The organism is Streptomyces sp. ST2-7A (assembly GCF_021390475.1).
Lineage (GTDB): Bacteria > Actinomycetota > Actinomycetes > Streptomycetales > Streptomycetaceae > Streptomyces.
In genome coordinates this window covers 191,833-211,656 of the sequence record NZ_JAJUWS010000005.1, presented here as the reverse complement: position 1 = coordinate 211,656, position 19,824 = coordinate 191,833, and the positions used below count along the sequence as shown (strand labels likewise).

The 19,824-nt window shown below is 71.4% G+C and carries 20 protein-coding genes; 7 read left to right on the top strand and 13 right to left on the bottom strand.

Translation table 11 applies throughout. The annotated features are described in order from the left end of the window. Positions 1 to 71 precede the first annotated feature (71 nt). Genes LZF96_RS05240 through LZF96_RS05230 form a run of 3 tightly spaced genes read left to right on the top strand, consistent with a single transcriptional unit; the run spans position 72 to position 1,721 of the window. A complete protein-coding gene (locus LZF96_RS05240) occupies positions 72 to 932 on the top strand; it encodes a helicase associated domain-containing protein (protein ID WP_267940509.1) in 861 nt (286 codons plus the stop codon). Next, on the top strand, positions 929 to 1,339 hold the full coding sequence (locus LZF96_RS05235) for a hypothetical protein (protein WP_233866064.1): 411 nt from the start codon (positions 929 to 931) through the stop codon (positions 1,337 to 1,339). The genes LZF96_RS05240 and LZF96_RS05235 overlap by 4 nt, the downstream gene beginning before the upstream one ends. Next, positions 1,329 to 1,721 carry a hypothetical protein gene (locus LZF96_RS05230; protein WP_233866062.1) on the top strand — a complete coding sequence of 131 codons (393 nt, stop codon included), beginning with the start codon at positions 1,329 to 1,331 and terminating at the stop codon, positions 1,719 to 1,721. Before LZF96_RS05235 ends, LZF96_RS05230 begins: the two co-directional genes overlap by 11 nt. 430 nt (positions 1,722 to 2,151) lie before the next feature. On the opposite strand, the gene LZF96_RS05225 is transcribed toward LZF96_RS05230, so the two are convergent. From LZF96_RS05225 to LZF96_RS05195, 7 genes are all read right to left on the bottom strand, one after another. Further along, on the bottom strand, positions 2,152 to 2,706 hold the full coding sequence (locus tag LZF96_RS05225) for a helix-turn-helix transcriptional regulator (RefSeq protein WP_233866060.1): 555 nt from the start codon (positions 2,704 to 2,706) through the stop codon (positions 2,152 to 2,154). A 5-nt stretch (positions 2,707 to 2,711) separates the two neighbouring features. Further along, entirely contained in the window at positions 2,712 to 4,808 is a 2,097-nt protein-coding gene (locus tag LZF96_RS05220) for a helix-turn-helix transcriptional regulator (protein ID WP_233866058.1), read from the bottom strand. 17 nt (positions 4,809 to 4,825) lie between these two features. Continuing rightward, a complete protein-coding gene (locus LZF96_RS05215) occupies positions 4,826 to 5,209 on the bottom strand; it encodes a hypothetical protein (RefSeq protein ID WP_233866056.1) in 384 nt (127 codons plus the stop codon). A gap of 153 nt (positions 5,210 to 5,362) precedes the next feature. After that, a complete protein-coding gene (locus LZF96_RS05210; protein WP_233866054.1) occupies positions 5,363 to 5,974 on the bottom strand; it encodes a hypothetical protein in 612 nt (203 codons plus the stop codon). A 75-nt stretch (positions 5,975 to 6,049) separates the two neighbouring features. Beyond that, a complete protein-coding gene (locus tag LZF96_RS05205) occupies positions 6,050 to 6,802 on the bottom strand; it encodes an ATP-binding protein (RefSeq protein WP_233866052.1) in 753 nt (250 codons plus the stop codon). Then, positions 6,799 to 8,412 (bottom strand): Mu transposase C-terminal domain-containing protein, encoded by a 1,614-nt coding sequence (locus LZF96_RS05200; protein WP_374203097.1) that lies wholly within the window; start codon positions 8,410 to 8,412, stop codon positions 6,799 to 6,801. Before LZF96_RS05200 ends, LZF96_RS05205 begins: the two co-directional genes overlap by 4 nt. A 162-nt stretch (positions 8,413 to 8,574) precedes the next feature. Then, a complete protein-coding gene (locus LZF96_RS05195) occupies positions 8,575 to 9,858 on the bottom strand; it encodes an ATP-binding protein (protein WP_233866048.1) in 1,284 nt (427 codons plus the stop codon). Positions 9,859 to 10,277: 419 nt separating this feature from the next. Here LZF96_RS05195 and LZF96_RS05190 point away from each other — a divergent pair, with 419 nt between their 5' ends. Then, positions 10,278 to 10,514 (top strand): hypothetical protein, encoded by a 237-nt coding sequence (locus tag LZF96_RS05190; RefSeq protein WP_233866046.1) that lies wholly within the window; start codon positions 10,278 to 10,280, stop codon positions 10,512 to 10,514. Between the two features lie 317 nt (positions 10,515 to 10,831). After that, entirely contained in the window at positions 10,832 to 11,212 is a 381-nt protein-coding gene (locus LZF96_RS05185; RefSeq protein ID WP_233866044.1) for a VOC family protein, read from the top strand. A gap of 131 nt (positions 11,213 to 11,343) precedes the next feature. Here the strand turns inward: LZF96_RS05185 and LZF96_RS05180 are convergent, their stop codons facing one another. Further along, entirely contained in the window at positions 11,344 to 11,754 is a 411-nt protein-coding gene (locus tag LZF96_RS05180) for a hypothetical protein (protein WP_233866042.1), read from the bottom strand. A gap of 260 nt (positions 11,755 to 12,014) precedes the next feature. On the opposite strand from LZF96_RS05180, the gene LZF96_RS05175 reads away from it, so the two are divergent. Further along, on the top strand, positions 12,015 to 12,518 hold the full coding sequence (locus LZF96_RS05175) for a helix-turn-helix domain-containing protein (protein ID WP_233866040.1): 504 nt from the start codon (positions 12,015 to 12,017) through the stop codon (positions 12,516 to 12,518). 63 nt (positions 12,519 to 12,581) lie between these two features. Here the strand turns inward: LZF96_RS05175 and LZF96_RS05170 are convergent, their stop codons facing one another. The 4 genes from LZF96_RS05170 to LZF96_RS05155 form a co-directional block, all read right to left on the bottom strand. Beyond that, positions 12,582 to 13,301 carry a tryptophan 2,3-dioxygenase family protein gene (locus LZF96_RS05170; protein WP_233866038.1) on the bottom strand — a complete coding sequence of 240 codons (720 nt, stop codon included), beginning with the start codon at positions 13,299 to 13,301 and terminating at the stop codon, positions 12,582 to 12,584. Beyond that, on the bottom strand, positions 13,298 to 14,539 hold the full coding sequence (locus LZF96_RS05165; RefSeq protein WP_233866036.1) for a pyridoxal phosphate-dependent aminotransferase: 1,242 nt from the start codon (positions 14,537 to 14,539) through the stop codon (positions 13,298 to 13,300). Before LZF96_RS05165 ends, LZF96_RS05170 begins: the two co-directional genes overlap by 4 nt. Before the next feature lie 73 nt (positions 14,540 to 14,612). Continuing rightward, entirely contained in the window at positions 14,613 to 15,371 is a 759-nt protein-coding gene (locus tag LZF96_RS05160) for an SDR family NAD(P)-dependent oxidoreductase (RefSeq protein WP_233866034.1), read from the bottom strand. Next, positions 15,364 to 16,155 (bottom strand): thioesterase II family protein, encoded by a 792-nt coding sequence (locus LZF96_RS05155; protein WP_233866032.1) that lies wholly within the window; start codon positions 16,153 to 16,155, stop codon positions 15,364 to 15,366. Before LZF96_RS05155 ends, LZF96_RS05160 begins: the two co-directional genes overlap by 8 nt. Before the next feature lie 208 nt (positions 16,156 to 16,363). Here LZF96_RS05155 and LZF96_RS26900 point away from each other — a divergent pair, with 208 nt between their 5' ends. Next, positions 16,364 to 17,602 carry a cytochrome P450 gene (locus LZF96_RS26900; RefSeq protein WP_233866030.1) on the top strand — a complete coding sequence of 413 codons (1,239 nt, stop codon included), beginning with the start codon at positions 16,364 to 16,366 and terminating at the stop codon, positions 17,600 to 17,602. A 125-nt stretch (positions 17,603 to 17,727) separates the two neighbouring features. Here LZF96_RS26900 and LZF96_RS05145 read toward each other — a convergent pair whose 3' ends face one another. Next, on the bottom strand, positions 17,728 to 19,710 hold the full coding sequence (locus tag LZF96_RS05145; protein WP_233866021.1) for an amino acid adenylation domain-containing protein: 1,983 nt from the start codon (positions 19,708 to 19,710) through the stop codon (positions 17,728 to 17,730). Positions 19,711 to 19,824: the final 114 nt, after the last annotated feature.

The following is a 19,824-nucleotide window of genomic DNA, read 5'->3' as shown; positions in this document are numbered from 1 at the left end:
CAAGCCTGCGGTACTGCAGCTCAAGGTCCTGATCCGCACGGAGAAAGCATAGCGAGGCATCTCTCAGCCATCTGCATCCTCGCAGGTCAGAGCGATCTCTCTACCGCAAGAGAAATGAGAACTCACAGCCGCTGGGGCAGTGGGTCGCGGAACAGCGCCGGGCCCACGGGGCCGGGGAGATGAGCGCGCAGCGCGCGCAGCGGCTGGAGCGGCTCGGCATGGTGTGGTCCGTCGCGGACGAGCGGTTCCAGGAGAACCTGGAGGCGGCGAAGGCGTACTTCGAGGAGCACTGGACCCTCTGTGCCCCGAGGACGGCAACGGCCCTGGACCAGCCGATCGGGCAGTGGTTGAGCAACCTGCGGCGTCCCGGTGCCCTGGACGGGCACCCGGAGTGGAAGGCCGCGTTGGAGGCCGTGGACGAGCACTGGAACCCCGGCTGGCCGCCCCCCTGGCAGCGCCACTACGCCGCGCTGCGCGCGCTCCTGGCCGACGAACAGGGCCGGATCGACGCCCGGGCCGACATCCCGCCCGGTGTCACCGTTCACGGCATGGACATCGGGCGATGGCTGGCCCGACAACGGACACCGAAGGGGTGGGAAGGGCTGGCGGCCGGGCAGCGCGAACTCCTGGAAGCCATCGGCATCACCCCACCGCCCCCCGGGCAGGCGGAGCCCGCCAAGGCCCCCGGGACGGCCGTGAACGCCTTCGAGAAGGGCGTGGCGGCCCTGGCCCGGTACAAGGCCCGCACCGGCTCGGTGACCGTCCCCCGAGGCCACGTAGAGCGGATCGTCCTGGACGGCGAGGAACACGCGATCAAGCTCGGAGTGTGGCTGACCAACACCAAAACCCGCCGCGCCAAACTCACCACCGACAAGCGCCGGCAGCTCGCCGACCTCGGACTCCACTGGGCCACGACGGAAGAGGCGGCGTGATGGACCCGGGCGACTACCGGACGGCGGCGGTCGGCGCCCGGATGCGGGTTCACGCGATCCTCGCGGCCGCCGGGCTGGAGCCGGATGAGGCGGACGAGCTCCTGTGCGCGCTGGAGGCCGGTGCGGTGGCCGATGCGCACTGCTGGGTGGAAGAACTGCACGGCAGCGCCCCCGCCGCTCAGGGCGCCGCCCACGAGGAGGGTTGGGACGCCGGTGTGGACCGGGCGTTGGAGGTGCTGGCCCGCGTTGCCGACAGCACCTACCGGCAGCACGGACGTGCCCGCGCCACCCGGTCGCTGCTGGGGAGCGGGGAGATCCCCCACAACCGCGAGCAGGCCGTGCAGCCGACCGCCGGGCCGGGACCGGCCCCGCGGTCGAAAGGAAGGAGCAGTGACCGTGACCGGTGACCACACGCAGGAGGAACGCGTACGGGAGGCCCTACGGCGGCACAGCCGCACCCGGGCCTTCCTGGAAGCGGAGAAGGTGATCTCGGCTCTGCTGTCCGACCCCGGGGTGCAGGAGGCGCGGACCCGGGTCGAGGCGGCGGAGACGGAACTCGGCAGAGAGCTGAGCACACGCCTCCAACCGTTCCGGGACCGCTACGAACAGGCCGTGCGCGAGGGTGACGCGGCCCGGCTCACCGGGATCTGTCCGGGCAAGCACGGCCGCTGGGGACGGATCTGCGTCCTTCCCGACGGGCACGAGACCTCGATGGAGGAACCGCACTGGGGCCACAACAGCCAGGGGCAGCCGATCGCGTGGGTAGGCAGCGCACCCGACGACCGGTGAAGCGCACCGGGCCCCTGGCCGCACCACACCCACCCGGGGGCGTACCGCCGATCGAACGAACGGGTCCGGGTGTGTGTGCCCGAACCCCTCACCGGCCGGGTGCCGGGCGCCGATACCGGGGCGAGGACCGCCGATCCCATCGGGGACCTCCCCGAGCACGGCCCCGGGGACACCGCCCGCCTGGACCGGCTGGCCGCGCACCGGCGCGAGCTGCTGCCCGAGGTACTGCAGCAGGACCTCGCCGGGGCGGCCGAACAGGCCCCGGGGCTTTCTCGCCTCCGCTGCCCTCTCCTCGAGGGCCGCGGCTTCCTCCTGGCGGTGCAGCGCACGAAGCAACGAACACGAAGGACGCAGCGCAGTGAGCGCGCTCACTCGCCAACTGAAGCGCTCAGTCACACGGGGCGGGCCACTTCGTATGCGTGGCTCCTGGTCAGTAGTCCAGGTCCAGGTAGTCGATATCGGTGATGGCCACTTCCGACAAGCCCATCGCCCGGTGGCCGCCGTCCTGGAAATACACCTCCTTGAGCCCTTCGGCGATGATGTCGCGCATCTGCCGGTCGCTCGCGCCCTGCTCACGAGCGTCGAACAGGCGGCGGGCGTACGTCGGGGGCAGGTGCACGGTCAGGCGGCGGAAGCGTCCGTCGTCGGTCGTGCCGACCGGCGCGGTGTACCCGAAGCGGGCCCGGGTCTCGATCGTGACCCCGCCGGTGGTGGCCGCCTGGCGCCGGCGGCGTTTGCGCACGCCGGGCTGCCACCGGGACCGGACAGCCGCGTCGATCCTCGCCGCGACATCCGGACGGGCGGTGCGGGCACCGCGCCGATAGCGGTTCACCGAGTCCGCGGTGACCCCGATCTCCCGCGCGACGGCCTTCGCACTGCCGAGCTGCTTGAGCAGATAGCCGATCCGAGCCTTGAGGGTCTTGGGCGGCTGCCGGGTGAAACCCTCACGATCGGCGCGCTCGATCGCGTCCTCGATCTCCCCCACAGCCCCTACTCCCCCTCGTCCAGGACGGCGTCGCCGCCCTTGATGTGGCGGGCCGGGTTCAGACCCTTCTCCATGAGGTCGACCGCCCACAGCATCGACTGCACGCCCTCCACCTTCGCCAGGCCCGGTGTGGGGCCGAGGCGGAAGGCGCCGGGCTGCGGCTCCCCCGACGCGGCGTAGGGCAGGAAATCCAGCGGGGACGGTCCCGGCGAGGGGTAGACCACGCAGTCGGACAGCACCGCGAGGGGGTACAGGCCGGTGAACTCGGCCGTCTTGCGCATCTTGCGGTGCATGTTCACCCGCGCCTTGGAGATGACGGCGGCGCGGATGTCGGGGCGCCAGGTCGGCCGGGCGAGAGCCGGCCACGGCTCGCCGTCGCGATAGTACCGGCCCTGCGGGCGCTCGCGCAGCTTCCCGACCCCGCCCTTGACGGTGGCCTTGATGGCCGCGAGAACGGCGGCCAGGGTCGGATCGGCGTCCTTGTGGCGTTCCATCGCCGCGAGGAACTGCTGGTCGTCCAGGTCTTTGGTGACGCCGAGGTCGGCGAGGGTGTCGAGGTAGGCGGTCTTGAGTCGGTCGTGCCACGGATCCAGATACGCCCCGGTCTCCCGGCGCAGGAACCCCTCGAGGGGGTGGACGTTGAACCCGAGTTCCTGGGCGTAGGCGACCGTGTGGGTCTGGTACCAGGCCGGCCCGGTCGGGCGGGTGCCGTCGGGGGTGAACGGGGAGGGCAGACGCGGATCGACCTTCACATGGCTGAGGTCCACGTACCAGGAGCCGGGGATCTTCTTGTCGAATGCCGGCCGGACCACGTGCTCGGGGCCCGACAACCCGACCACCAGCCGTGCGGCGGCGGCGAGGAACGCGGTGTTCAGGTCCAGGCCCACGGCGTGGGGCAGCACGCACTCCTCATCGGTCAGCGACTCGACGGGCCGCACCCACTGGTACGCCTCCTCATCCAGAAACCCGCCCGTCCAGCCGGATCGGACGACGACGGGGTGTTCGGAGGTGGCCTCCGGCGGCGCCGGATCCACCGGCTCCGTCCCCAAACTGCCCGGGTTGTGGCCACTGATCCAGTTCCCGGTCCCCTCCTCGCGCACCGGCCTGGTCGGCGGGCGCAGCGCGGTCATCAACTCCAGCCCCGAGACGGCAGTTGAGCCGCGCGGGGTGATCACCCGGGTCGCGTAGAGCCCGAGGACGCGGGCGATGTCGGCCGGCTCCATCCCGGCCACGCCGGGCCAGGAACGGGCATCGAGCGCGTCCCAGGACAGGATCGCCAGCTGCACGCACTGCCGCTCACGGCCCTGCGCCTTGCGGTAGATCCGGGGCCAGGGACCGAACCCGCGCCGCGTCAGCTTCCACTTCGCCTTGATGACCTGCTTGACCACCGGGTGGTCCTCGGGCAGGCGCAGGGAACGGCGCTGCTCGTGTCCCTCCAGGCGCTCGGGCAGCCCCAGCTTCACCGCCGCAGACGCGGTGAGCACGATCAGCGGATCGGAGTCCTTGCCGTACCGATTCAGCTTCCCGGCCCCGAGACCGGACTCGGTGAGCGTCCACTCCACCAACTCGGTGATGGTGGTGGCCGGGCACTCCAGCACCAGGCCGTCCACCCCGTACGCGGACCCGTCACCATCCAATACTGCCAGCGGGCCGTGCGAGAACCGCGGATCGATGCCGATGGGCTTGAGCGGCTTCTTCACTACTGGACGGCGTGAGGACGCCGGGGGCGCAGGCGGACGCTGCGCGGCGGGTTCTACCGGGGCAGCGGCTTGTGGGGGCAGGGCTTCTTCTGCGGGCGCGGGTGGAGTGGAGAGTGTTTTCGGGGGGGGCGGCGGGGTGGTGGGGGGGTAGCGGTGGGTGAGGCCTTCGAGGAGGCGGCGGTAGGCCTCCAGGCGCTCTCCCCTGGGTTCGGCGCGGCCGGCTTCCCAAGCGGTGATGCTCGGTACGCGCACGCCGAGTGCCTGGGCGACTGCAGCCTCGGTGAGACCGGCTGCCTCGCGCAGTCGTACCCGCTCGGCCGGAACGGGCAGCACGGTGCCGTCGTCGACAGCGGCGAGCAGCGAGTCGATCGCGGTGAACAGCTGCGGTGGCCGGTCACTCATCTGCGGTTCTTCCTCGCTCACCGGACGCCCTGGCGGATCTCTTCGAGCCGGGTCATCAGGCGCTGGTAGCGCTGGGAGGCGGCCTGGGAGGAGTTCAGGCCCTGGTGCTGGGCGATCTGCCGCCAGTCCATGCCGCGGCGCCGAGCCTCGATGACCACCTGGGTCTCCAGTCGGTCCAGCTGTTCGCGCATGCCCTCGAACAGACTCAGCGCGGCGCCGACATCGGTGGGCATCACGCCCGGCGCCTGCCCGTGGCGGGCCTGCTCGCCGGCAGCGACCAGCAGCCGCCCTATCAGGGATGCGTCCTGCTCCACATGGCGTGCGGCCGTGGTGTCGTCGGTGGGGACGGGAGCCAGTGCGGACAGTCGCTCACGGGCCTGCTCGCTGGAGTCTCGTGGCATACGGCCACCTTACCGCATACATACAATGGAACAATGATCCGTTGTTTAATTGGCGTCATGGAGAGAGCTGACGCGCAGCCCGGGGAGCGGTGACGGACACGGCACAACGGGCTCTGCCGCGGCCCGGCAAGGCCACCGCCCCGGAGCTGCCGGTCACCGGTGCCGTCTGTCCGCCCAGGACTCCCCCGATGTCCCCGCCGGCGGATGCAGCGCCCGCACGGCGGCGTAGGTGGTGAGGATGCGGTGGTCGCAGTGGCGCAACAGGTGCACCAGGTCCACGGGCAGTTCGGCATGGTGCACCACGGCCACGTCCGTGCCGGTGGCGTGGTGCAGGGCCATCAGATCCGCCCATACGCCCAGTCCGATACGGTGCGCGCGCAGGACGGTCATCCGGTGCACGGCCGCAACCTTCAGGGCGGCACGGGCCGACCGCTCCTGCCCGGGTTCGGTACCACGCGCGGCGCAGGACGGGGCTCTCAGGGGCCGGCCGTCGGCCACCGCGTGCATGACGTCGTGCCACAGCGTCCGGTCGCCCCCGCCGACGGTGGGGTGGATGACAACCCGTCCCGCCGCCGGGTGGTGGGCGGCCAGCACAGTGTGGGTGTAGCGCACGTCGTCTGCGCGGTCCACGACCACGGTGAAGGGCGAACGGCCCGTCGTGCGCAGTGTCCTGCGAGGTGGGCAGCACCGGGAGGCGGCCGGGCCGCACACCAGCACGTCCACGGCGGTCTCACCGAGTGCATTGATCGGGTCCAGCAGCCCCACCGCAGTCAGCCTCCTCGTATTCCACCGGTACTCCCGCGCACGGGCGATGAGCCGCGGGCCGCATGCGGCCGGGCATCACACGGAGCCGCCCAGCCGACCGAACGCCCAGCGCAGCACCTCCCGGTCCACCCGTGGCCGGCCTGTACGGGCAAGCGCCAGACGCACGTGGGCCGTGAGGCGGGCCCAGTCACGGAAGTTGCCGTGGGCGGCATGCCGGTCGGCGAAAGCGATGTCATCGGGGTCGGCGTCGGCCCACACCGGGTGGAACAGTGGGATCGTCTCACTGACCTCGCCGGGGGTGAGGCGAGTGAAGTGCTGCCAGATGAAGACCCGGGAGGACAGCATCGGTTCGCGGCGCAGCACGGTGTGGCAGCCCTCGCCGCCGACGAAGATGATCGCGAGCCGGGTTGCGGGATCGTCCCACAGGTAGCGGAAGTACTCGAATGCCTCCCCGTTGAGCCACTGGGCCTCGTCCACCAGGAAGGTGCGGGGGCGTTCGGCCAGAGCGGTTTTCAGCAGGCGGTCGAACTCACTGGGATGGCGCGGCGGTACGCCGGCCAGGTCGAGCGCGGTGAACAGTTCGTAGCGCACCGCGCGAGCGGTGGGCCGGGCCCGGAAAGTGATCTTGCGGACATCCTCGCCGGGTTCGAGTTCGCGCAGGCAGATGTTGACGGCGAGGGTCTTGCCGAAACCGGCGCCGCCGTGGATGCACATCATGGCGCGGGCGGCGACGGTGTCGGTGATGTTCTCCCGCGCGGTGAGCAGGGCGCGGGTGGTGACCACGGACGCGTCCGGCAGATCGACGTACTGGTAGGAGGCCGCGCTCACAAGGCATCTCCGTCTTCCTCAGTGGTGGGCTGTGCGGTCCGCCGGTCCGGGCCGGACTGGGCAGAAGCGAAATCATGGCCGGATGGCACGGCGGCGGGCAGATCCGGTGTGGCCGGCGCCGCCAGGGAAGCAGGGGTACGCCACCCGGCCGGGGGCGCCGCGGGCGGGATGAGGTCCGGCAGCGCCAGATCCGACAGGTCGGTACCGGCGGCCCGGGCGAGTTCGGCCCCGGCCTGCGCGGTGGTCAGCGCGCCGAGCCGCCGGGGCGCCTCCGGCTGGTTCACGGCGGCGTAGCGCTCGCGCTGGGAGGCCTGAAGGTCCTTCTTCAGACGGCGGGCACGGGCGGCACGTGCCTTCCGTACGGCGCTGATCTGTTCTTCGGTGGCCTGGTCGGCCAGGTCTGCGGGACCGAGGTAACGGCCGGTGGCCGCGTGGTAGACCTCGATGCGGTGGTCGTGGTGCGGCATGAAGCGGATGCGGACCTGGATCCCGGCCTGGCCGGTCATCCACGGGGCGATGTAGTCGCGTTTCTTGAAGCGGATGCCGCGGGTGGTCAGCGTGCGGGTGCCGGCGTCCTCCAGGGTGAACGTCCACAGATCTGTCGCCGGCACGTCCCGTAGGGGGGTGGGATCGTCCTGCCATGCCTCAAGCGGGGTCCTGCCCCGCAGAGGTGCGGGGCGGTGCTCGGTGTTCCACCAAGTAGTCCAGTCCAGCAGCCGGGCGGTGAAGTCCTCGAAGCCGAGCAGTACCTCGTCCTTCGGGCGCAAGGAGCGTTTGCCGGGGCGCGGCTGGCGGGCATAGCCGGGCAGCGCGGCCAGGAACATGCCCTCCACCGCCCGGTTCAGCCCTTCCACGGTGCCCTTGAGGTGAGGGGTGTAGGCGGGCAGGTCCTGAACCGTCACGTCCAGCAGATCGAACGCGGCGGTCACCGTCCGGGACAGGAAGTCCTTGCCACGGTCGACACGCACCTTCTCGGGCAGACCGCCGAAGGGACCGTAGGGTTCCTCGTGCAGGACAGCGGAGCGCAGCGCGGCCAGTACCGATTCCCGCGACGGGTCTCCCGGCGTGACCGCGAGGCCGGTGATCGCGTTGGTGGCGCAGTCGGTGAACCAGGTGATCCACGGCCTGCGGGCGGTGCCGTCGACGTCGATGAGCACGGGGGCCTGCATGTGGTCGGTCTCCCACACCTGGTTGCGCCAGCCGCGCGGCCGGGCCAGGAACACATCGTGCTTACGCGCCGCCCGCTCCCCTCCCGCGAGCCCGGCCCGCTCCCCCGGCGTCAGATCCCGGCGGATCGCCCGGTGCAGCGTTGTCAGCGACGGTGGGTCTGCAGGCGGGGACTGCCGAACGGCACGGAGGACCAGCTCGCGATGGACCGCCCGCACATTGCCCTTCCATAGCGCCAGCAGGCCACGGACTTCGGGCGTGATCGTGAACCTCGCATCGGCCCGGGACCGTGCGCCAGGGTACGCGGCTGCGGTCTCATCGCTCTGAGCAGCTGCCAGCCACCGCCACACCGTGCGCTCCGACACCCCCAGCGCATCCGCAGCCACCTGTACATGCCCTGCTGTCAGCGTCTTCCCCGCCCGCAGTGCGAGCAGCCGCCGCACGGCCGGACCGCGCAGCGCCGTCCTCGACGCCGCAGGCAATCCGCCGCCTGCGCGGACCGCGTCACCGTCCTCCATGCCAACTCCCCTCACGCGGGTGGGACATCGTGTGCTTGCCGGTGGCCGGGAGCAGGCAATCACCCTCCCCCTGCAGAAGCGCCCCGGTCACAGCGGCGGCGCGACCCGCTTAAACAGCCGCCCCAGCAAAGCCCGGTCAACGGCCGCGTCAGCGGTGGTGAGCAGCGCGTTCTGCAGGTGCGCAGTCAAAGCGGCCCACGTACGGAACGTGCCGTACGCGCACGACTGGTCGATCCACGTCAGATCCGGGGCCGGGACGGTACGCCACAGCGGATGGAAATCGGTCATCACGGCCTCTGCTTCCGCTCCGGCCAGGCGTGGAACCTCCTGCCACGCACCGATACGCGATGCCAGCTGCGGCAGCCGGGCCAGCGACCGCTCGCTGCCCGCCCCGCACAGCACCGGCGTGATCCGCGTACCGGGGTGGTCCCACAGGCTCTGCAAATAATCCAGGCACGGCACAGGCAGGCGCTGAGCCTCATCGACCACCAGCACCCGCGCCTCGCCCAGAGCCCCCGCGACCGCGGCATCGGCCAGCGCAGATGTGTGCGGGAAGCGGCCCGGCAACGCCAGAGCGTCGAACACCGCCCGCCTCATGCCGGCCACCGACGGGCGCACCGGCACCGGTACCCACGTCACCTTCCAGCCCGGAGGCACTGCGTGGAGCGCCATCCGGACAGCGACGGTCTTGCCCCGGCCCGGGTCGCCGAACACACACACCGCGCCCTCGGCCGCCATCGCCTGCCCGACCGCCTCGGCCACCGCCCGCACCGACGACGTCCGCACCAAATGCGCGCCCGCCGGCAACGCCACACCCTCCAGCGCTCCGCTCTCCCCCAACGGCACGCCCGCGACCGCCGCCGGCGCAGGGTGCGACGGCCGGCGCGCAGCCGCCTTCGCCGCACCACCTTCACGCGGCCCGGCCAGAGCAAGGTCAGCCAGCGCCTGCCTCGTCTGCTGCTCCTCCCGCTCCCGCCGCACCACCGCACGATCCGGCAAGACCCTGCCGGCGTCCAAATCCCGGCGCACCACCCGATACAACGACGCCAGCGAAGGCACCTGGCCCCCGGCCTGCTTCAAATACCGGTGCAGCACCGCCACGTTCCCGCCCGCCTGCGCCAGCACCTCCCACGCCTGGTCGGACACCTCCAACCGGGCCCGATGCCTGCGCTCCACACGGCCCTCAGTCCGTGCCGCCTCCAGCCACCGCCACACCGTCCGCGCAGTCACCCCACCAACCTGCGCGCCCGCACGCACATGCGCCGTCGTCAACGCCCCGGCCACATCGAGCTCCATCAGCCGCGCCACCAGCACCGGCCTGGACACCCTCAACCCCGCCGTGACCTCACCCCACACGCCCGGCTCGCCCACCCCACGCCCTTCCACCGCGGACACCGACACCCACCACGGTGCAGCCGCGCAGCCCTCCGAAGGATCAGAAGTACCGTTCCCAAGACAGTGGAGCGGGGGGTGGTGTACCGGCCTGTGACAGCCGCGCCTTATGCCGATACCGCGCCACGGCAGCGACCCTGCCCGTCCTCAGCATCCGACCAGCGGAAATACTCATACCTGATGTGCCGTCACCGACACCCACCTGCCGACACCAAACCGGCACATCGCAGCTCAGTGGGAGGCACGGTTGCCTTCGGAAGGAGGCCATTGACCTCTCGCAGTGAAGGTTGCGCGCCTCTCAGCGAAGGCTGGTGACCGCCAGTTCTTCTCACCGATCGTTAAGCACCAGGTCAGAGCGTTATGTCGCCGGGTGAGGAAGGGGTGCCCATCATGGGTGGATGGAGAACGAGAGCGACGATCCCGAGCGTGACGAGGCCGAGGCAGCCGAGGGACAGAGCGTCGAAGACGCTGCGGCCCAAGCGGACGCCGTATCGCCGTCCTTTCAGGCGATCTGGGATGGATCTGCCGGTTTTCGCGCCGTCTATGCCGACGTGGCTCGTGCACAGGAGTTCCTGAGGCAGGCGACGGAACCCCTGGGCACGCAATTGCTGAACCCCAGCGCTATCAGCAGATGATCCGCGACAGCATGCCCGATCTTTCGTTCATCGTGCCGCGGGTCGACTGGGAAAGTTTCCGCGGTCTGGCCGAAACAGTGGCGACAGCGCAACGAGTGTTCCAGAGAGAAATTCCGAGTAACTGGTCACCCCTTGGGGGGCGGCTTGGCCCCGGGCGCGGGCGCGGTCCCCGACGCGGTCTTCGCGGCGGTGGAGGGCTTCTTGTCCGAGCGCGGTTTCTACTCCGACGCGGCCGCTCGCGAGGGGCGTCCGCAGCACGTGGCTCGAACCGATCGAATCGCCCTTGTGGGACGCCGCAGGGAATATAGGGTCAACTCATGAGTCTGACGCCACGGTTGATTGTCCTGGACCCCGACACCGCCGCGACCTACTACCAGAAGGCCATGGGCGCCGAGGAGGTCTTCCGTGCCCAGGACGACAGCGGCCGCGTGATGGTCGTCGTCCTGCGGATCGGCGATTCTCCGTTCTCTCTGTCCCCGGCAGTGCCCGAGTGGGGCTGGCTGTCGCCCGACGACGTCGGCGGCTCCCCGGTCCTCCTGGAGGCGGAGTTCACCGATCAGGACGTCGTCGCCGAGCGGATGGTCGCCGCAGGCGGCACCGTGGTCGTACCGGTGGAGAACCGCCCGTACGGCAAACGGGAGGGACGCCTGCGCGACCCGTTTGGTCACCTGTGGATCGTCACCGGCGAGCTGCGCTGAGACACCGGCCCGGCGGTCGACAGCCGGCCGTGGGCTGTGTGTGTCGGCCGACCCGCACGGTCCACGGCGAAGGTCGGTGGGAGTAAACGTCGGTGCCCTTGCGCACCCCTGCTTGATGGCCATCGACACCATCAGGTCACGTACCACCTGGGTGATCCGCCGGTCGGGGGCGTCACCGCCCCCGTCTGCCCGGCCTGCTTCGCCGTCGCGGCGCCCCGGTCCCGCCGGGGATCCTCGAACGCGGCGGACGCCCGCGGCGCGGTCGGGTGCTCGTGCGGGACCGAGCCGAGTTCGGCGGAGCTGCGTTCACGGGTTTCCCGGTGCTTGTCGAACCACCACACGACGCCGGGCGACATCACCTGGTATCCGAGGAAGCCACGCAGGCCGAAGATCATGCGGAACCGGCCGTCCGGGGGTTCCACGACACCGTTCTGCGAACTGTCCTCGGAGCTGCCACCTCGGTGCAGGGGGCCAGCGGCGCGTCGGGAAGCAGCAGGCGGCGCGTCGCGGAGTTCACGCCGTCGCAGCCGAGCGCGCGGCACGCTTGGCAGGGGAACCGAATCCTCGCCAGAGCGGAACCCACCCGGAATTGACCTGGAATCGACACCCGGCAGGATCGGGATCACGGGGGTCGACGACCACATCGTGCGGGAGCCGGCGCCGAAGCCGGGCAGCAGAACTTTTCGTGAGCATCCCGGACTGGTTCCGGCGGCTCCGTCGGGACGCCCGCATGCCCCGACGACGCCAGGTCCCCGACCGCCAACTGTCAGTTGTCACGGGAAACGGGGGTACGACCATGGCCATGCTCGCTCACAAGCAAGAAGTCCGATTCCTGCGCTGGCCGGTGCAGAGCCGGGAAAGGGACCGGCTGCGCGAGGCGGGACTGCCGTGCCTGCTGGTCCTGGAGGGCCAGACTGCGCCGCCGAGCGACATCTCCCCCACCGAGGACTGGGTGCGCCCGCCGGTGGCCCGCCTCGACCTGGCGGCTCGCGTCCACACCCTGCAGCAGCGCACCGGAACCGACTTCATGCCCGCGCTGGATCCGACGGGGGTGCTCTACTACGGCGGGCAGTCGGTGCCCATGTCCGAGGCGCAGAGCGAGATGATGCGCTGTTTCCTGGCCGACTTCGGTCACCTCGTCCGTCGAGGCACGCTGAAGGACGCCCTGGGCCGCATCAACAACGAGACGGTCACCAGCAACGCGGTGGACCTGCACATCATGCGGCTGCGCCAGCGGTTGGACGGCGCCCGGCTGAGTCTGCGCACCGTGTGGGGGCGGGGCTACATCCTGGAGACCGCCACCTGATCCGGACCCGGCGGCCCCCGGAACGCTCCCGCGGGCGCGTTCCGGGGGCCGCTCCCGCCGCGGTCAGCCCGCCTGCCGCTGCTGGCGCTCGTGCACCTTGCCTCGCAGTTCGTGGAGTTCGGTGAACGGCATCGTGGCGCGGCCCAGGAGATGCGCCGCCCCCGAGGTTCCGGCGGTGCCCGGCTGTTCCCCGATCATCTTCATCACCAGGCCCACGTGCCCGATCTTCCACTGAAAGTAGCCGTTGCCGACCCTGAGCATCGCCTCGACGGCCCGGTGGAACGAGCCCGCCTCGACACCCGCGGCGACGATCTCCTCCAGGTCGGCACCGATCCGCTCCAGCCCGGAACGGAAGGCGAGGAACAGCGATCCGGAACGGTTGGCGCTGCCGAGTACCCGCTCCAGTTCGTGGGACTGGCTGGACTGGGCGCCGCTGGCCGTGCCGAGATGTTGCCGGAACCGGGCGAAGTCCTCCAGCGGCAGCCGTTCGAGCGCCATGAGCTGCTCGTGCAGCAGCCGCAGCAGCTCGCCGGACCGGTAGAGCAGGTCCACGGACCGCTCCAGGCCCGAGGTGGTCATCGTCAGGAAGTGGCCCTCCACGGCGGCGAGATCGCCCAGGATTTGCTTCAGCCACAGTTCGCAGGTCTGGTGGCTGACGATGAAGAACTGTTCGGAGAGCACCGTGGTGAGGTCCGCGTCGTCCTCGGAGGTGCGCGGTTGCTGGAGGGTCAGCAGCTCGTCGAGCTTCAGGTAGGAGGCGTAGGTCACCTCGGTGGGTGTCACCGCTGCCTCTTCTCACGGACCAGCGCGACCAGCCGTTCCACCCCGGTGACCAGTTGCTCGCTGTCGACACAGAACGCGATCCGGACCAGGCCGGACGCGACACCGCCGGGCTTCAGCGGTCGCATCGTGCCGTCCGGGGCGAATTCGGGGCGTGCGGAGAACCCGCTGCCGGGAACCACCACGACATCGTGGCGGAGCATCAGTTCGGCGCCGAACTCCTCGCCGGTCAGGCCGGTGGAGGAGATGTCGGCCATGGCGTACCAGCCGCCGCCGGGCAGTGCGGGCAGCAGCCCGTCGTCGACCAGCGGGGCGAGCGCGGTGTCCCGGTTCCCCCGTACGAACTCGTGGTTGCCCGCGAGGGCTCCCGACGCGTCCAGGGCGGCCAGTCCGGCGTACTGGACGGGCGCGTTGGGTGCGATGATGGAGGACTCCTGGACCGTGCGCATGGCGGCAGCCGTCTCCGGCCGCGACACCGCGACGTAGCCGAGCCGGTAGCCGGTCATCGCCGGTCCCTTGGAGAACGTGAAGACGCTGTTGACGATGCGTTGCGACGCGGGGCGGTCGCGCTCCAGGGCGGCGATCGACAGGTGGGGCCCGGAGAACGCGAAGTCCTCGTAGGCCTCGTCGCTGATGATCTGCCAGCCCCGCTCGTCGGCGATCTCGTACAGGGCCTGCTGCAGCGGGAGGTCGACGAGCGCACCGGTGGGGTTCGAGGGGGTGTTGAGCAGCAGCGCCCGTGTCGCGGGGGTGGCCACCTGCCGGATCGACCCGGGGTCGGGCGCGAAGTGTTCGCCGAGCTTGTAGAACACCGGGCGGAATCCGGCGAGAAGGGCCTGTTGCAGGTGCACGGGCCAGTGGATCTCCGGCATCAGGATCTCCGCTCCCGAGCTGGCGAGAGAGCGCATCAGGGCGCTGAGACCCTGGCACGACCCGGGGGTGACGAAGAGCCGGGAGGGCTCGGTGTCGATGCGGTTGACGGTGTCGAGCTTGTCCGCGAGACGCTCACGGAGCTCCGGGAGCCCCTGCACGTCGATGTAGCGGGCCCGGCCCTCCAGGACGGCGGCGACAAACTCCTTGGCGACGGAGTCCGGCGGGCCGAAGGCGGGCTCGCCCACGTGCAGTTTGATCTGGCCGGGGTGCTCACGCTCGCGCTCGTTGGCGATCCGGAAGGACTCGTACAGCCAGGAGGAGGGGATCGCCGAGGCCGGGGCGAACCACGGTGAAGCTGTCTGCGTCATCTGATTCATGCCTTTCCGCTGATAGCAGGACCGGCCGGACCGGGCCGGCCGGGTGGTACTGCTGGACTGTGGCTCAGGCCGTACGTCCGCCGTCCACGGACACCAGGGACCCGGTGACCCAGGACGAAGTCTCGGAGTCGACGAGGTGGCACACCCAGGCCGCCACCTCCGGCGCCAGGCCGAACCGCCCCAGGGGGGTGCCGGCCACGATTCCTTCGCGCAGGGCGTCCGCGCCCTCGCCCGCCGCCAGGTCCCACAGGCCCGTGTCGACCGGGCCGGGCAGCACCGCGTTCACCCGGACCTCGGGTGCCAGTTCCACGGCGAGCGACCTCGTCAGGGAGTTCAGGGCGGCCTTGCTGGCCCCGTAGAACGACCGGTTCGGCATCGCCAGGACGCCGCCGACGGAGGACACGTTGACCACACAGCCCCGGCTGGCGCGCAGCGGGGGCAACAGCGCCCGGACCAACAGGGCGGGAGCCACCAGATTGGTGTCGATCATCGCCCGCAGGTCCGTCTCGGCGGCGTCCTCCAGGCAGTCGAAGACCGCGTGCCCTGCGTTGTTGACCAAGGCGTCGACGCCGCCGAGCACTTCCCCGGCGCGCTCCGCGATCCGCGCGGGGGCGTCGGGAGCAGTGACGTCCACTGCGTACGGCACCGCGGTGCCCGCTCCTTCGGCCCGTGCCTTCGCAGCCACCTCCGCCAGCCGGTCGGCCCGCCGGCCGATCGCCAGGACGTCGGCGCCCAGCCCGGTCGCGCGGGCGACCACCGCTGCCCCGATGCCCGAACCGCCGCCGGTGACGACCAGCCGCAGGCCTGCCCAAGGACTACTCATGCGCCGAACTGCCTCCCTTCGTGTGGGTGGAAACCCGCCGCGCCAGGTCCTCCAGCAGCAGTGCGGGATCGTCGAAGACGTGGAAATGGGCTCCACGTCTGATGTCGACGCTCGTGTTCCCTGTGGTGAGACGGCCCCAGTAGCGGCCTGCCGAGACCGGTACGAGGAGGTCCCCCCGAGCCATGCAAACGTGCACGTCGCAGTGGAGCGACCCCGGGTCCGGGCAGCCGAGGTAGCGCTCGTGCGCGGCGATGTCCGCGCGCATCGCGGGGAGCAGCAGGTCGCGCAGCTCGGTCTGCGACGCGATGTCGGGGGCGATGCCCCCGAGTGCGACAAGGCGCCCCCACAGCTCCTCGTCGGGCAGCAGGTGTTCGTCACGAGGGGGCCGGGCCGGGTCCCCCGGGGCCCAGGCGCTGGACGCGACGAGCAGGAGGACGTCGATGCCCGCGCCCGGGCACCGGCGGGCCACCTCGCAGGCGACGGCCGAGCCGAAGCTGTGACCGAAGAGCAGCAGATCCGCCGGTGGCAGCCGGGTCAGGTCGGCGACGATCTCCTCGGCGATCGTGCCGACATCCTCCCTCGGCGGCTCCGCCAGCCGGTCGCCGTGCCCGGGGTACTGCGCGGCGCACAGTTCCACCGCTGTCCCGGGGAACGCGGCGGGGAGCGCGTCACGCCAGCAGGTGAAGCCCTCCGCGCGGCCGCCGGAGTGCGGCAGTCCGAGCAGCCGGAGCCCGGGGCGTTCCGTGCCCAACACCGTGCGCACGGATCCGCGATGCACGCCCATGGCCGATCTCCCCTTCGCCGCCTCGGATGTGAGAATCGCACGCACGCCCGGGGCCGCCGCGGAAACCTTCATCATTCATTCAGCACCGCCTCGGGCGCGGGCGCGAGAGGTGAGGATCGAGGTCGGAAACGAGCACCTCTGTACCGACCCGGTGTCCGGGCCGAGCCCCTCGCACAGGTCCGCTGTCCGGGCCGAAAGGAGTCTCCCGGTGGTCTCCTCCCACAACACCGCCGTTTTCCACGGCCCGTACGACGACTCCGGGGCGGCTCTCGACCTCGCCGACCCGGCGGCGTTCATCGAGCACGACCCCTACGCGTACTGGGACCGGATGCGTCGCAGCGATCCGGTGCGCTGGCATCCCCCCGCGGACGATCGCCCCGGGTTCTGGGCGGTGGCCCGGCACCGGGACGTCCAGGACTGCTACAAGGACACGGCCCGGCTGAGCTCGGCCCGGGGAACGGTGCTGGACGTCCTGCTGAGCGGCGGCGACTCGGCCGGCGGGCGAATGCTGGCGGTGATGGACCGTCCCCGCCACCGCGAGCTGCGCCAGGTGATGCTACGTGCCTTCTCGCCACGGGTGCTGCGGCACGTGGAGGAGTCGGTGCGGCATCGGGCCGACTCCCTGGTGACCGCCGTGGTAGGTGCGGGCGAGGCCGACGCCGCGCGGGACATCGCCGAGCACCTGCCGCTCAACACCGTATGCGACCTGCTGGAACTGCCCGTCGCCGACCGGCCCTTGCTGCTGGGATGGAACAAGCGCGCGCTGTCGTCGGAGAGCGCCGAGGACGATCCCTTCGACGCGCTGGAGGCCCGCAACGAGATCCTGTCGTACTTCGTGGATGTGGTCCGCGAGCGCCGCCGCCGCCCCGGCGAGGACGTGATCAGCATGATCGCCGGCGCCAGGGTGGAGGGCGAGCCGATGACGGAGGACGATCTCGCCCTCAACTGCTACAGCCTGATCCTGGGGGGCGACGAGTCCACCCGGGTGACCACGATCGGCGCCTTGCACGCGCTGGGCACCCACGAGGAGCAGTGGCATCGGCTGCGCACCGGCGAGGCGGCGGTGCGGACGGCGGTGGAGGAGGTGCTGCGCTGGGTGACCCCGGCCATGCACTTCGCCCGTACGGCCACCGTCGACCTGCGGATCGGGGGTGCCGAGGTGTCGGCGGGCGACATCGTCACCCTGTGGAACATCTCGGCCAACAATGATCCCGAGGTCTTCGCGCGGCCCCGCAGCTTCGACGTCGGCAGGGAGCACAACCCACACCTCGCGCTCGGGCACGGTCCGCACTTCTGCCTGGGGGCCTTCCTCGGCCGGCTGGAGCTGTCCGCCGTGCTGGACTCGCTGGTCCGCCGGGTGGGCCGGATCGAGATCCTGGCGGAACCGCCGCGCGTCTACTCCACCTTCCTGTTCGGCCACAGCGCCCTGCGCCTGCGGCTCGACTGAGCCGCCTCCACCCCCCTTCAGGTTTCCCTCACCGGGAAGGGAACCGCCCGGCCGGCGTGGGCCGCGACGGGCCCGCCGGCCGGGATCGTGGGCCTGCCCCGGCCCCTGCCGTGCCCCGTCCCGGTTCAGTCCGCGGTCAGCAGGCCGGCCAGCTCCACCATGGTGGGCCGCTCGAAGACGGCCCGCACCGGCAGGTTCATCCCCCATTCGACCCGTACGGCCTTGGCGAGCCGCACCGCCAGGATCGAATGCCCGCCCCGGTCGAAGAAGTTGTCGTCCGGCGCGACCGCGGGCACCCCCAGCACCCTGGCGGCCAGTGCGCACAGCGCGGCCACCGGGTCGGACGGGTCAACGGCGGCGGCCGGCCCGCCGGGCGGCGTCGCGGCGCTCGCGGCGGCCCGTTGCTCCAGTACACGCCGGTCGATCTTGCCGTTGCTGGTCATCGGCAGGGACGCCACCACCTCGACGCGGGAGGGCACCATGTGCGCGGGCAACCGCGCGGCGAGTCGCCCGCGCAGTCTCTCCGCGAGGTCGTCGGCCGGGTCCGCTCCGGGCACCACGAAGGCGACCAGTCGTGCCGAGTCCACCTCGCCGGTCACGACCACCGCTCCGAGCCGGACTCCCTCGCATGACTCCAACGCCGCCTCCACCTCACCCGGTTCGACCCGGAAGCCACGCAGCTTGACCTGGCGGTCGGCGCGGCCCCTGAAGTAAAGCGTGCCGTCCTTGTCCCGGTGGCCGAGGTCGCCGGAGCGGTACATCCGGCTCCCGGGTTCGCCGTGCGGGTCCGCGACGAAGCGCTCCGCGGTCAGGGCGGGCCGGTTGAGGTATCCGAGTGCCTCGCCCTCGCCCACCAGGTACAACTCACCCTCCTCGCCGGGCCGGCAGGGCCGGAGGTCGGCGTCGAGCACCCGGACCTCGTTGCCCGGCCACGGCTCCCCGATGCTGACCGGCTCGCCCGGCCGCACCGGGCCCGCCATGGTCACTCCCACAGTCATCTCGGTGGGCCCGTACCCGTTGAACATGCGCCTCCCGGGTGCCCACCTGGCCACCAGCGCTTGGGTGCAGGAGTCACCGGTGGAGAGCACCACCCCACCGGGCAGGACGCCGTCCGGGTCGGTGGCGGTGAGCGCGACCGGCGGCAGCACCGCGTGGCTGATCCGCCGGTCGATCAGGGTTCGGTGCAGTTCCTCACCGGGCAGCACCGCGCGGTCGTCGGTGAGCACCAGGGTGGCCCCCGACAACAGGGCCAGCGTCAGGTCCCAGAAGCCGGCGTCGAAGTTGAACGAGGCCCACTGCAGCACCCGGTCGCCGGGGCCGGGGCCGATCCGGTGACGCTGCGTCTCGGCGAGCGCCGCCATGCCCGCGTGGGGGATCACCACACCCTTGGGCGTCCCGGTGGAGCCGGAGGTGTAGATGACGTACGCGGTGTCCTCTGCGTGCAGCGGCCGTCGCCGCTCCTCGTCGTCGACCGGCCGGGCCGAGCGAGGGGCGGGGCCGGGGGCGGCCAGGTCGATGGTTTCCATACCGGTGACGTCCACCGGTGGGGGGCCGGTGTGCAGCAGGGTCCGCAGCCCCGAGTCGGCCGCCATGTGGCGCAGCAACGCGGAGGGATAGCCCGGGTCCAGGGGGACGTAGCCCGCTCCGGCGGTCGTCACTGCGAGTGCCGCCACCACCTGGTCGGTTCCGCGGGGGACGCAGATCCCGACAAGGTCGCCGGGGCCGAGACCGGCCGCGATCAGCCGTCGGGCCAGCCGGTTCACCCGGTCCGCCAGCCTGCCGTACGTCAAGGTGGTGCTCTCGCTCTCGACCGCGGGCAGTTCGCGGTGCCCGGCCACCACTCGTTCGAAGAGCACGGGAAGGGTTTCGGCGGTGGAAGTGGCGGGAGCGCTGGAATCGGTGTGCCCGGCCGCCGCGGACGGGCGGGGGCGTACGTCCGGCCAGACGTGTTCGACGTGGGCTCGGGCGCGGGCGCGGGAGGTCGCGGGCAGTTCCACCAGCCATCCGGCGGGGGCCGGCAGCCGGGCGGGCCACAGCGACCGCCGGCCGCGCTGATTGCGCAGGACCAGGTAGCTCCCGTCCGGGTCTTCGAAAGGGTTGGCTGGCATCGAGCGACCTCCGGTGTGACGGTGCCGCTGGATGGGTCCGGCGCCCTGCGGGGGCGCCGCGCGGCACAGGTGTCCCCACCCTGACCCGGACGAGGGCGGGGCCCGTGCGGCCGG

Coding starts and splice junctions, on each gene's coding strand:
- LZF96_RS05220 (WP_233866058.1), bottom strand. CDS start 4,808: ATGAGTGACCGGCCACCGCAGCTGTTCACCGCGATCGACTCGCTGCTC.
- LZF96_RS05215 (WP_233866056.1), bottom strand. CDS start 5,209: ATGCCACGAGACTCCAGCGAGCAGGCCCGTGAGCGACTGTCCGCACTG.
- LZF96_RS05190 (WP_233866046.1), top strand. CDS start 10,278: ATGGAGAACGAGAGCGACGATCCCGAGCGTGACGAGGCCGAGGCAGCC.
- LZF96_RS05185 (WP_233866044.1), top strand. CDS start 10,832: ATGAGTCTGACGCCACGGTTGATTGTCCTGGACCCCGACACCGCCGCG.
- LZF96_RS05175 (WP_233866040.1), top strand. CDS start 12,015: ATGCTCGCTCACAAGCAAGAAGTCCGATTCCTGCGCTGGCCGGTGCAG.
- LZF96_RS05165 (WP_233866036.1), bottom strand. CDS start 14,539: ATGACGCAGACAGCTTCACCGTGGTTCGCCCCGGCCTCGGCGATCCCC.
- LZF96_RS05160 (WP_233866034.1), bottom strand. CDS start 15,371: ATGAGTAGTCCTTGGGCAGGCCTGCGGCTGGTCGTCACCGGCGGCGGT.
- LZF96_RS05155 (WP_233866032.1), bottom strand. CDS start 16,155: ATGGGCGTGCATCGCGGATCCGTGCGCACGGTGTTGGGCACGGAACGC.
- LZF96_RS05145 (WP_233866021.1), bottom strand. CDS start 19,710: ATGCCAGCCAACCCTTTCGAAGACCCGGACGGGAGCTACCTGGTCCTG.